Annotated in this window: 10 protein-coding genes and 1 tRNA gene; 9 read left to right on the top strand and 2 right to left on the bottom strand. The window is 70.0% G+C overall.

The genetic code is table 11. The annotated features are described in order from the left end of the window. Positions 1-10 precede the first annotated feature (10 nt). The gene (locus ACZ4Z3_RS29730) at positions 11-520 is read left to right on the top strand and encodes a YwqJ-related putative deaminase (RefSeq protein WP_468503914.1); all 510 of its coding nucleotides are present in this window, start codon (positions 11-13) and stop codon (positions 518-520) included. A 224-nt stretch (positions 521-744) separates the two neighbouring features. After that, a complete protein-coding gene (locus ACZ4Z3_RS29725) occupies positions 745-1,239 on the top strand; it encodes an SUKH-3 domain-containing protein (RefSeq protein ID WP_055716836.1) in 495 nt (164 codons plus the stop codon). Between the two features lie 88 nt (positions 1,240-1,327). Here the strand turns inward: ACZ4Z3_RS29725 and ACZ4Z3_RS29720 are convergent, their stop codons facing one another. After that, the gene (locus ACZ4Z3_RS29720) at positions 1,328-2,683 is read right to left on the bottom strand and encodes a sensor histidine kinase (RefSeq protein ID WP_468503913.1); all 1,356 of its coding nucleotides are present in this window, start codon (positions 2,681-2,683) and stop codon (positions 1,328-1,330) included. Positions 2,684-2,850: 167 nt separating this feature from the next. Between ACZ4Z3_RS29720 and ACZ4Z3_RS29715 the strand changes: the two genes are divergently transcribed. The 7 genes from ACZ4Z3_RS29715 (at position 2,851) to ACZ4Z3_RS29685 (ending at position 8,591) form a co-directional block, all read left to right on the top strand. Next, positions 2,851-3,726 carry a hypothetical protein gene (locus ACZ4Z3_RS29715; RefSeq protein ID WP_468503912.1) on the top strand — a complete coding sequence of 292 codons (876 nt, stop codon included), beginning with the start codon at positions 2,851-2,853 and terminating at the stop codon, positions 3,724-3,726. 11 nt (positions 3,727-3,737) lie between these two features. After that, positions 3,738-3,811, top strand: a tRNA-Gln gene (locus ACZ4Z3_RS29710). A gap of 132 nt (positions 3,812-3,943) precedes the next feature. Then, the gene (glmU, locus tag ACZ4Z3_RS29705) at positions 3,944-5,392 is read left to right on the top strand and encodes a bifunctional UDP-N-acetylglucosamine diphosphorylase/glucosamine-1-phosphate N-acetyltransferase GlmU (RefSeq protein ID WP_468503911.1); all 1,449 of its coding nucleotides are present in this window, start codon (positions 3,944-3,946) and stop codon (positions 5,390-5,392) included. 106 nt (positions 5,393-5,498) lie between these two features. Then, positions 5,499-6,473, top strand: coding sequence for a ribose-phosphate diphosphokinase (locus tag ACZ4Z3_RS29700; RefSeq protein WP_055522386.1), 975 nt, complete (start codon positions 5,499-5,501; stop codon positions 6,471-6,473). 206 nt (positions 6,474-6,679) lie between these two features. After that, entirely contained in the window at positions 6,680-7,273 is a 594-nt protein-coding gene (locus tag ACZ4Z3_RS29695) for a 50S ribosomal protein L25/general stress protein Ctc (RefSeq protein ID WP_055541138.1), read from the top strand. Between the two features lie 88 nt (positions 7,274-7,361). After that, positions 7,362-7,964, top strand: a complete 603-nt coding sequence (gene pth, locus ACZ4Z3_RS29690) for an aminoacyl-tRNA hydrolase (protein ID WP_468503910.1) — start codon at positions 7,362-7,364, stop codon at positions 7,962-7,964. A 102-nt stretch (positions 7,965-8,066) separates the two neighbouring features. Then, complete coding sequence (locus ACZ4Z3_RS29685; protein ID WP_468503909.1) at positions 8,067-8,591, top strand: hypothetical protein; 525 nt, start codon at positions 8,067-8,069, stop codon at positions 8,589-8,591. Positions 8,592-8,685: 94 nt separating this feature from the next. Here the strand turns inward: ACZ4Z3_RS29685 and ppc are convergent, their stop codons facing one another. Beyond that, positions 8,686-11,418: a phosphoenolpyruvate carboxylase gene (gene ppc, locus ACZ4Z3_RS29680; RefSeq protein WP_468503908.1), complete on the bottom strand. Its 2,733-nt coding sequence runs from the start codon at positions 11,416-11,418 to the stop codon at positions 8,686-8,688. Positions 11,419-11,727 lie beyond the last annotated feature (309 nt).

Here is an 11,727-nt window from a genome sequence, read left to right as displayed (position 1 = left end):
ACAGGAGGGGATGACGATCATGAGCACGACGCAGGCAGGACCCTCGGGTGATCCGCGCATCGGCTGGAGCGCCACCGAACTACCGCACACCCCCGCCCTCCTCCACCGCCGCGACGGCATCCTGCCCACCGTCGCCGCCGCCCTCTCCGTACGCGGTGAGACCCTCACCGGCACCGCGGCGCGCGGCGACCACGCCCCGCCCCTGCACCCCCTCGTCCAGGAGTTCCTCGACTCCCTCGCCACCGCGCAACGCGACCGCTTCACCGGCCGCTGCGCCGAGGCCATCCTCATCTCCCGCCTCATCACCACCGCCGACGCCGCCCGCAGCAAGCGCGCCGCCCGCAGACCCATGACCAACGGCGAGGCCCGCAAGGTCCTCAAGCACGCCAAACTCACCACTCGCCACATCCGCGAGGACGGCGACCCCCTCCACGGCGGCTTCGCCACCCCCTGCCGCTCCTGCACCGCCCTCAGCGCCCACTTCGGCGTCCGCATCGTCGACCCGACCGAGGGCAACTGAACGGGAGCCCCGCACCGGGAGTACTGAGGGAAGCCACCCGGAGGAAACCCGGCCGAGCCGGACGGACTCACCGGAACCCCCCGGAACCACCGCCCCCATCCGACACGTCACCAGCTACGCGAGCACATACACGCCCCACGCACCCCGGACACCTGGAGACCCTCGACACCCCGCACCGACCCCCAGCCGAGCCGCCGACGAACCCCCCGACGAACAAAGGGCAGATGCACACCGACCGCACCTCCACCACGCGCTTCTCCGTACCCGTCGACGCCGCCCTGCGCGCCGCCGGCTGGCAGCCCGGACGCTGGGACATAAAGCAGGCCGAGTTCTGGGCCGACACCCTGCGCGAGCACACCTCGCCCGCGGGACACCGTCACGCGGTCTTCCCGGCCGCGGTCGAGGCCTGGGCCGAATTCGGCGGCCTCCGCCTCACCTCACAAGGCCCCGGCCGCCAACTCGCCCCCGTCGACCTCCACCTCGACCCCCTGCACGGCCTCCACATGGCCCGCACCCTCGGCGACCTCGGCCGCGCCCTCGACACCGAGGTCTGCCCCCTCGGCCACGAGACCGCCACCCGCGCGCTGCTCGCCATCGACACCGACGGCCGCGCCTACGCCCTCGACCACACCGGCGACTGGTACCTGGGCCCCCACATCGACGCGGCCCTCACGACCCTCCTCACAGGCACGGCCCCGACCCGCCTGACAGCCGGCTGAGCGACTGCCGGCCTCAGGCGGCGAGCAGCGGGCAGCCGTCCTGCCGCCGGGGCGACACACGCTCCTGCACCGCGCCCCACACGGAGCGCTACGCCGGTATGACCGCCGACACCCGGAAACCCCCCGCGTCCGTCGGCCCCGACACGAACACGCCCCCCAGCTCGGCCACCCGCTCCTTCATCCCGAGCAGCCCGTTCCCGCCGCTGGGCAGCCGCGCGGCCCCCGCCGCCCCCGGCTCCGGCGGCGGCCCGTTCTCCACCTGCATCGCGATCTCCGCCGAACGGTGCGCGAGCCGCACATGCGTCTTCGCCCCCGCCGCGTGCTTGTGGACGTTGGTCAACGCCTCCTGCACCACCCGGTACGCCGTCTGCTCCACCTCGGCCGCATACACCCGCACCTCCCCCTCCACCGACAGCTCCACGACCATCCCCGCGGCCGCCGACTGCCCCACCAGCACCTCCAGCTCCGCGAGACAGGGCCCCTCCCCCACCTCGTCCTCCGCCCGCGAAGCAGCGGCCGCCGCGGCCGCCCCCACCGCCGCCAACGGCACCGACGCCGGCTCGGCGGACCGCACCGTCGAGAACCCCTCCCCCGACCGCAGCACCCCGAGCATCTCCCGCAGCTCGGTCAACGCCTGCCGCCCCATGTCGCCCACCAGCGCCGCGTTCTTCACGGCCTTCTCGGGGTCCTTGCGCGCCACCGCCTGCAACGCCGCCGCGTGCACCACCATCAACGACACCCGGTGCGCCACCACGTCGTGCATCTCCCGCGCGATCCGCGTCCGCTCCTCGCCCCGGGCCCACTCCGCCCGCTCCTCCGCCCGCTCCGCGAGCAGCTGAAGCTCCCGCTCCAACGAGTCCGCCCGCTCCCGCAGGCTCTCCATCAACCGCCGCCGGGCCCCCACGTACAGCCCCAGCAGCACGGGCGGCGCCGTCAGCCCGATCGCCACCGTCAGCGCCAGGAACAGCGCGAACCACTCCGCGCCGCCGACCACGGTGTCCCCGCCCACCCCGCCGTCCTCGCCCCGGGTGATCTGCGTGGCCTGCACGAACCACACGATGAACACCCCGGTGAACGCCATCCCGGACAGCGCCCCGATGATCCGTCTCGGCGCCTCGGACGCGGCCAGGGTGTAGAGCCCGACGAGCCCCATCAGATACCCCATCTGGGCCGGCGCGACGGCGATGAAGACCAGCACCACGGCGACGGGCCACATCCGCCGCACCAGCAGCACGGAACCGGCGAGCGCGCCGAAGACGACCCCCACGGACGCGGGCAGCCCGGCGTCCCGGGCGAACTCCACGCCCTCAACCGAACACTCGACCGCCGACACGAACGCCAACGCGCCGTCGAGCACGGCCCCCCGCCATCGCTCCCACCACCACGGGCCGACCGGGCGGCCCTCCATCCTGGCCCCGGTGCGGTCTTCCCCCGTCGCGGTCATACCCCCAGCCTACGTTCGAGCGCCCCCGCTTTTCCGGCGAGTTTCTCGTACTGGCCTACACCACACCGCCCAATCGAACAGAAGCGAAACCACCCGGTATCCCTCGAACTACTGAATCGCACACCGTGCGACCCCGGAAGCCCCCATTCCGCCCAGACGGTAAGCCCATGGCACATCCCCACGGCAAGTACGCCGACTTCGAGGGCCTGCGTGACCAGGCGATCACCCTGCGCCGGGCGGGCCTCAGCCGCCGACAGATCCGCGACCGCCTCCACGTCGACAACAACGACCTCCTCAAGCGCCTCCTGGAGGGCGAGCCCCCTCCCGAGTGGACGAAGCGCCCACGCGCCAAGGACGACCTCCGCGCCAAGGCCAGAGAGCTTCGCACCCAGGGCTGGACGTACGACCAGATCCAGGTGGAACTGGGCTGCTCGAAGAGCTCGATCTCCCTGTGGGTGCGCGACCTGCCCAAGCCCGAGCGCAGGCGCAGCGCCGAGGAGGCTTCGGCCATCGCCAGGAGAGGTTGGGAGGCCAGGCTGCAACGCCGCGAGGAAGAACGTCGACAGACGAAAGCCGCCGCCATGCACGCGGTCGGCGAGCTGTCCGACCGAGAGGTCTTCCTCGCGGGCGTCGCCCTCTACTGGGCGGAGGGCGCCAAGGACAAGGCGTACTGCCGCCGCGAGAGGCTGCACTTCATCAACAGCGACCCGAACGTCATCGCCTTCTTCCTGCGCTGGCTCGACACACTGGGCGTGGAGCGCGAGCGGCTCCGCTTCCGGGTGAGCATTCACGAGTCGGCCGACGTGACGGAGGCCGTAGCCTTCTGGGCCGGGCTGGTCGGCGTGGCCCCCTCCGTGTTCCAGAAGGCCAGCCTCAAGAAGCACAACCCGAGGACGACACGGAGGAAGAACACCTCTCAGGCATATCGAGGCTGCCTGATCATCTACGTGCTGGGGAGCGCCGACCTGTACCGTCGCATGGAGGGTGCCTGGTACGGCATAGTAGGGGCTGGCGTCGCCTCCGATCTAGGAAATCGGGCATAGCGACTGAACCATCCCGGATCGTCTAAGGGCAGGACAAACGGTTTTGGTCCGTTGAATGAGGGTTCGAATCCTTCTCCGGGAGCCACAGCACACAAGACCTCAGTTCGGGTCCTGACCCAGCAAGACGGGTCAGGACCCGCTCACATTTCCCCCTCGCAGCCCCCCGGTATCCTGCGGATGTCCACACCCCACTCATCCACAGCCGAAGGGCATCCCCGTGAGCGCAACCCGCCCGGCAGCCGTCGTCGTCCTCGCAGCGGGTGAGGGCACCCGTATGAAGTCGGCCACACCCAAGGTTCTGCACAGCATCTGTGGCCGCTCCCTGGTCGGCCACGTCCTCGCCGCCGCGCGCGAGTTGGACCCGGAGAACCTGGTCGTCGTCGTGGGGCACGCCCGCGAGAAGGTCGCCGCGCACCTCGCCGAGATCGACCCGGGCGTACGCACCGCGGTCCAGGCGGACCAGAACGGCACGGGGCACGCCGTACGGATGGGCCTCGAGGAGCTCGGCGGCGGCATCGACGGCACCGTCGTCGTGGTCTGCGGCGACACCCCGCTGCTGACCGGCGCGACGCTCCGCCGCCTCGCCGAGACCCACGCGGCCGACGGCAACGCCGTCACCGTGCTGACGGCCGAGGTCCCGGACGCCACCGGCTACGGCCGCATCGTGCGGGACGGCGCCTCGGGTGCCGTGACGGCGATCGTGGAGCACAAGGACGCGACGGAGTCGCAGCGGGCGATCCAGGAGATCAACTCGGGTGTGTTCGCGTTCGACGGTCAGCTGCTCGCGGACGCGCTGGGGAAGGTGCGGACGGACAACAGCCAGGGCGAGGAGTACCTGACGGACGTGCTGGGGATCCTGCGGGAGGCCGGGCACCGGGTGGGCGCCTCGGTCGCGGTGGATCACCGGGAGATCGCTGGGATCAACAACCGTGTGCAGCTCGCCGAGGCGCGCCGGATCCTCAACGACCGGTTGCTGACCGAGGCGATGCTCGCGGGTGTGACGGTGGTGGATCCGGCGTCCACGTGGGTCGACGTGACGGTGACGTTCGAGCAGGACGCGCTGGTCCACCCCGGTACGCAGCTGCTCGGTGCCACGCATCTCGGTGAGGGTGCGGAGGTCGGCCCGAACGCGCGGTTGAAGGACACGGTGGTCGGGGCCGGCGCGCGGGTGGACAACACGGTGGCGGACGGCGCGGAGGTGGGTCCGCAGGCGACGGTGGGGCCGTACGCGTACCTGCGTCCGGGTACGCGTCTGGGTCTGAAGGCGAAGATCGGTACGTACGTCGAGACGAAGAACGCATCGATCGGCGAGGGGACGAAGGTTCCGCATCTGTCGTACGTGGGCGACGCGACGATCGGCGAGTACTCGAACATCGGTGCGGCAAGTGTCTTTGTGAACTACGACGGTGAGCAGAAGCATCACACGACCGTCGGCTCGCACTGCAAGACGGGTTCGGACAACATGTTTGTGGCTCCCGTCACGGTCGGGGACGGCGCGTACACCGCCGCCGGGTCCGTGATCACGAAGGATGTGCCGCCCGGTTCGCTGGCCGTGGCCCGTGGCCAGCAGCGGAATATCGAGGGTTGGGTGGCTCGTAAGCGTCCGGGGAGCGCGGCGGCGAAGGCGGCCGAGGCGGCTGCTCGGGAGGCGGAAAGCGGAAGCTGACCGGAAACGGGTGCGTCGGGGACGGCGTACCGTGATAAGTGCACACCCGCACCCCAGCTGAGCGGTCATCCATGCCCAGCTGTGACACCTCTGAGGAGACAGTGCTGTGACCGGGATCAAGACGACCGGCGAGAAGAAGATGATGTTCTTCTCCGGCCGCGCCCACCCCGAGCTTGCCGAGGAGGTCGCCCAGCAGTTGGGTGTCGGGGTCGTCCCGACGAAGGCCTTCGACTTCGCCAATGGCGAGATCTATGTGCGGTACCAGGAGTCGGCGCGTGGTGCGGACTGCTTTCTGATCCAGAGCCACACGGCTCCGATCAACAAGTGGATCATGGAGCAGTTGATCATGATCGACGCGTTGAAGCGCGCGTCGGCCCGCTCCATCACGGTGATCGTGCCGTTCTACGGTTACGCGCGGCAGGACAAGAAGCACCGTGGTCGTGAACCGATCTCGGCGCGTCTGATCGCGGATCTGATGAAGACGGCGGGTGCGGACCGGATCCTGGCGGTCGATCTGCACACGGACCAGATCCAGGGCTTCTTCGACGGTCCGGTGGACCATCTGTTCGCGCTGCCGCTGCTGGCGGACTATGTGGGCGCGAAGGTGGACCGGAGCAAGCTGACGGTGGTGTCCCCGGACGCGGGTCGTGTGCGGGTGGCGGACCGTTGGTGCGACCGGCTGGGCGCGCCGCTGGCGATCGTGCACAAGCGGCGCGACAAGGACGTGGCGAACCAGGTCACGGTGCATGAGGTCGTGGGTGAGGTCAAGGGCCGTATCTGTGTCCTCGTGGACGACATGATCGACACGGGTGGGACGATCTGCGCCGCGGCGGACGCGTTGTTCGCGCACGGTGCGGAGGACGTCATCGTGACGGCGACGCACGGTGTGCTGTCGGGTCCGGCCGCCGACCGGTTGAAGAACTCGAAGGTCAGCGAGTTCGTGTTCACCAATTCGCTGCCGACGCCGAGCGAGCTGGAGCTGGACAAGATCACGGTGCTGTCGATCGCGCCGACGATCGCGAACGCGGTGCGTGAGGTGTTCGAGGACGGTTCGGTGACGAGCCTGTTCGACGAGCAGTAGGGCGAGCAGTAGGGATCGCGGAGCGGTCGTGTAGAGATCGTTTTGGGTGCGGCCTCCCTTGCCGAGTAGACTGCTGCAGTTGCTCGGCGAGGGAGGCCGTCCGCGTTCTGTGCGCGGGTTCGGCGGTCCGTTATCGACGCGCTCTTCGTAGCAGGCCGTTCGTGGCCGGGTGACCACGTCCGTTGCTATCTCTACGAGGAGTGATCATGTCCGAGGTGAAGCTCACCGCGTCGACGCGTACCGAGTTCGGCAAGGGTGCCGCCCGTCGTATCCGTCGTGACGCCAAGGTTCCCGGTGTTCTGTACGGTCACGGTTCCGACCCGCTGCACCTGACGCTGCCGGGCCACGACCTGCTGCTGGCGCTGCGTACGCCGAACGTCCTGATCTCGCTGGACATCGACGGCAAGACCTCCGAGCTGGCGATCCCGAAGTCGGTACAGCGTGACCCGATCAAGGGTTTCCTGGAGCACGTCGACCTGCTGCTCGTGAAGAAGGGCGAGAAGGTCAACGTCGAGATCCCCGTGCACACCGAGGGTGAGCTGGCGCCGGGTGGCAACCTGCTGGAGCACGTCCTGAACGCCCTGCCGGTCGAGGCCGAGGCCACGCACATCCCCGAGTCGGTCAGTGTCTCGGTCGAGGGCCTTGAGGCGGGTGCGTCCGTCCTGGCGAAGGACATCGCGCTGCCGAAGGGTGTCTCCCTGGCGGTCGAGGAGGACGCGGTGGTCCTCCAGGTTCTGGCCGCGCAGGCGGAGGAGCCCTCGGAGGAGGGCGCCGAGGGCGAAGAGGTCGCCGAGGCCTGAGCCGTACTGCGACAGCGGTACTGCGAGTCTTGATCCAGCCGCCGTTTCCCTTGCGGGAGCGGCGGCTGGTTCGCGTAGGAATGGAGACATGGACGTGACGACCGATCCCGCTGCCCCCTGGTTGATCGCCGGGTTGGGGAATCCCGGGCCCGAGTACGCCATGAATCGGCACAATGTCGGGTTCATGGTGGTGGATCTGCTGGCCGAGCGGATCGGGGGGAGGTTCAAGCGGGCCGGGAAGGCTCAGGCGCAGGTCGTGGAGGGGCGGATCGGGCCGCCGGGGCCGATGAGCCGGCGGGTGGTCCTGGTGAAGCCGATGTCGTTCATGAATCTGTCCGGTGGTCCGGTGAACGCGCTGCGGGACTTCTACAAGGTGCCGGTGGGCAACATCGTGGCCGTCCATGACGAGCTGGACATCGACTACGGGACGCTGCGGCTGAAGCTGGGCGGTGGTGACAACGGTCACAACGGGCTGAAGTCGATGACGAAGGCGATGGGGTCGGACTATCACCGGGCGCGGTTCGGGATCGGGCGGCCGCCGGGTCGGATGCCGGTCGCGGACTTCGTGCTGAAGGACTTCGCGTCGGCGGAGCGCAAGGAGTTGGACTACTTCGTGGACCGGGCGGCGGACGCGGTGGAGTGTCTGGTGATCGAGGGGCTGGAGCGGGCACAGGGGACGTACAACTCCTGAGGGCGTGTTCGGGAGGGATCCGGACAAGTCGTGATTGCGTCCTCGTCCGGTTTTCCCTGCGGGAGTTGACCGACCGCGGTGCCATGGCCAATGATCCCGGCCATGCCCGCCAGCCATGCCTCCGCTTCCCGTTCGCGGCACGCCCGTGCGCTGCCGCGCAAGGGTGGTGCGTCGAGCGCGTTGCGGTACGGGCGGCTCGCGGCGATGGGTGTCGTCGCGTTGGTGATCCTGGTCGCCGGGGTGTGGGGTTCGTGGGGCTGCGCCCAGCACGTGATGCTGAGCAAGGGGCGCGAGCAGGGGACGATGACGGTGTCCCGGTGTGAGGCGACGGTCTGCTGGGGGCCGTACGAGCCGGTGTCGGCGGGGTCGACCGCGCGGCAGCGGGTGAGCATCGAGCACTCGGTGGCGGTGCGGACGGGGGAGACGTACTCGGTCGTCGTGAAGCCGGGCAGCAGTGATGTGGTGCGGACGGGCCCGGCGGGTCTGCTGCACGCGTGGGTGCCGCTGGGTGGCGCGTTGCTGCTGTCCTCGGTGGTCGTGGCGGGCGGGTTGCGGATGCGTCGCTCGGCGTGGGTGCTGGGCGGTGCGGGGCTCGCGCTGGTCACGGCGGCGTGGGTGGCTTTGTGAGGCCGTCCGCCTGAGAACGACACGACGGTGCCCCCGTGGTCGTAGGACCACGGGGGCACCGTTTTTCCGTGTCCGGGTGTCCGGGTGTCCGGGGTCAGCCGGTGTTGCGCAGGCCCGCCGCCACGCCGTTGACGGTGAGCAGGAGGGCTCGGGCGAGGAGCGGGTCGGGGGTCTCGCCGGCGGCGGCCGCGTCGCGCTGCCGCTTGAGGAGGGCGACCTGGAGGTAGGAGATGGGGTCGAGGTAGGCGTCGCGGATGGAGAAGGTCTGCTGGAGGACGGGGTTGGCGTCGAGCAGCTTTTCCTCCCCGGTGATGCGCAGGACCTCGCGGACGGTGAGCTCGTGTTCGGCCTTGATGGTGTCGAAGACGTGCTTGAGCTCGTCGGGGACGAGGGTGTCGACGTAGTGCTGGGCGATCCGCAGGTCGGTCTTGGCCAGCGTCATCTCGACGTTGGAGAGGAAGTTGCGGAAGAAGTGCCACTGTTCGTGCATCTCTTCCAGCACGGTGTCGAGGCCGGCTTCGCGCAGCGCCTTGAGGCCGGAGCCGACGCCGAACCAGCCGGGGACGATCTGCCGTGACTGGGTCCAGCCGAAGACCCAGGGGATGGCGCGCAGTCCGTCGAGGGAGACGCCGGAGCCGGGGCGGCGGGAGGGCCGGGAGCCCAGGTGCAGGTCGGCGAGCTGGTCCACCGGCGTCGACGCGAGGAAGTAGGTCGGCAGGTCCGGGTCCTCGACGAGGGCGCGGTAGGCGGCGTGGGCGGCGTCGGAGACGACGTCCATGGCGGCGTCCCAGCGGGCGAGGGCCTCGACGGACTGGCGGGGCGCGGTGTGCAGGGCGGACGCCTGGAGGGTCGCGGCGACGGTGAGTTCCAGGTTCTCCCTGGCCAGGGACGGCACGAGGTACTTGTCGGAGATGACCTCGCCCTGTTCGGTGACCTTGATCTCGCCTTCGAGGGTGCCCCAGGGCTGGGCGAGGATCGCGTCGTGGGAGGGGCCGCCGCCGCGGCCGACGGTGCCTCCGCGACCGTGGAAGAGGCGCAGGCGTACGCCGTAGCGGTGGGCGACGTCGCGCAGGCGGCGCTGGGCGCGGTGGATCTCCCACTGGCTGGTGGTGATGCCGCCGAACTTGGAGGAGTCGGAGTAGCCGAGCATGACCTCCTGGACGTCGCCGCGCAGGGCGACGAGCCGCCGGTAGGAGGGGTCGGCGAGCATGTCCTCCAGGATGGTGTCGGCGGCCTTGAGCTCGTCGGTGGTCTCCAGGAGGGGGACGATGCCGATCTTCGCCCAGCCGGCGTGGAGGTCGAGGAGGCCGGCCTCGCGGGCGAGGACGGTGGCGGCGAAGACGTCGTCGGCGCCCTGGCACATGGAGATGATGTACGACTCGATGACCTCGGGGCCGAAGACCTCCAGGGCCTTCTTGACGGTCTCGAAGACGCCGAGGGTCTTGGCGCCGTCGGCGTCGAGGGGTGCCGGGGTGGGGGCGAGGGGACGGCGGGAGCGCAGCTCCTTGGCGAGGAGCTTGTGCCGGTACTCGCGGGGCATGTCCTCGTAGCGCCAGGACTCCTCGCCGAGGCGGTCGAAGAGCTGGCCGAGGGCGTGGTGGTGGGCGTCGGCGTGTTCGCGGACGTCCATGGTGGCGAGCTGGAGGCCGAACGCGGCGAGGGTGCGGATGGTGCGGTTCATGCGGCCGTCGGCGAAGAGGCCGCCGCGGTGCTCGCGCAGCGAGGTCTGGATGAGGGTGAGGTCCTTGAGGAGCTCGCTGGTGCCGAGGTAGTCGCGGCCGGGCTCGTGCGGGGTGCCCTTGGCGAGGCGCTGCTTGGTGTTCTCCAGCTTCTGCCGGATGCAGGTGGCCTTGAGCCGGTAGGGCTCCTCCGCGTTGAGGCGCTTGTAGCGGGGGCTGATCTCGGGGAGGGCTTCGAGGTCGGCCTGGAGGGAGGAGAGGAGTTCCTCGGTGGCGCCGGTGTAGCGGATGGAGTTGGAGAGGAAGCCGCGCAGCTCGTCGATGAGGTCGAGGGCGTCGTTGATGCCGTGTTCGTGCTGGAGGATGAGGACGTCCCAGGTCACCTGGGGGGTGACGTTGGGGTTGCCGTCGCGGTCGCCGCCGATCCAGGTGCCGAAGGTGAGGGGGCGGGTGTGGTCGGGGAGCTGGACGCCGACGCGTTCCAGTTCCGCGGTGAGGTCCTCCAGGACGTCGCCGACGGCGTTCGCGTGCAGCTCGTCGAGGTAGTAGATGGCGTTGCGGGCCTCGTCGGCGGGTTCGGGGCGGACGACGCGCAGCTCGTCGGTCTGCCAGACGAGGTCGATGTTCTCGGCCAGTCGTGTGTCGTAGCGGCGGCGGTCGGATTCGATGACCGGGGTCTCCAGGAGCGCGGCGATGCGCCGGAGCTTGTTGAGGACCGACCGGCGCGCGGCTTCGGTGGGGTGTGCGGTGAAGACCGGGCGGACGTTGAGGTTCTGGACCGTTTCGCGCAGGTGTTCGGGGTCGGCGTCCTTGAGGCGGTCCGCCGTCCGGGCGAGGAGGCCGCCCTCGGCGGCACGGCGTGCCCTCAGTTCGCGGCCGCGGTGGACCTGTTCGGTGACGTTGGCCAGGTGGAAGTAGGTGGAGAACGCCCGTACGAGCTTGGCGGCGGTCTCCAGTTCCGTGCCGCGCAGCAGTGCGGCGGCGGCTTCGCCGTCTTCGCGGGTCAGGCGGCGGACGCGCTCGACCAGCTCCAGGAGTTCGGGGCCCTCTTGGCGTACGAGGGCTTCGCCGAGCAGGTCGCCCAGGCGCCGGATGTCGGCGCGCAGCTCGCTGCTGACCGTCGTGGTCTGGTCGTCGGCACTGCTCACAGGTGCGGCTCCTTGCAGTGTTGAAGCTCGTCTGGGAGGGAACCCGGAGGGCGGCCCAGCGACTCGAGGAGGTGCAGGCGCCGCTTGGTGGGCTTGGCTTCCGGGCAGGAATCAGAGCGGACCGCGCTGTCCGACCGACACCAGGATAGGTGGCCGGTGTCACGCGCGGGCCGCCAGGTGTCCGGTTGACGGCACTGAGTGCCAGATATGGGGGTCGGAAGCCCCCGTTTTGGGCCCCGTGGCAGCAGATGTCCCCTGGATGCCAGGACGCGAGGGGATGGGCTCTTGCCGCCGGGCGACGCGCTGAGA

Source organism: Streptomyces sp. NPDC030296, assembly GCF_055572815.1.
Note: the sequence above shows the minus strand (reverse complement) of the source record. Positions and strands in the feature narration are given on the sequence as shown.

Coding starts and splice junctions, on each gene's coding strand:
- ACZ4Z3_RS29730 (WP_468503914.1), top strand. CDS start 11: ATGACGATCATGAGCACGACGCAGGCAGGACCCTCGGGTGATCCGCGC.
- pth (WP_468503910.1), top strand. CDS start 7,362: ATGGACGTGACGACCGATCCCGCTGCCCCCTGGTTGATCGCCGGGTTG.
- ACZ4Z3_RS29685 (WP_468503909.1), top strand. CDS start 8,067: ATGCCCGCCAGCCATGCCTCCGCTTCCCGTTCGCGGCACGCCCGTGCG.
- ACZ4Z3_RS29695 (WP_055541138.1), top strand. CDS start 6,680: ATGTCCGAGGTGAAGCTCACCGCGTCGACGCGTACCGAGTTCGGCAAG.
- ACZ4Z3_RS29725 (WP_055716836.1), top strand. CDS start 745: ATGCACACCGACCGCACCTCCACCACGCGCTTCTCCGTACCCGTCGAC.
- ACZ4Z3_RS29720 (WP_468503913.1), bottom strand. CDS start 2,683: ATGACCGCGACGGGGGAAGACCGCACCGGGGCCAGGATGGAGGGCCGC.
- ACZ4Z3_RS29715 (WP_468503912.1), top strand. CDS start 2,851: ATGGCACATCCCCACGGCAAGTACGCCGACTTCGAGGGCCTGCGTGAC.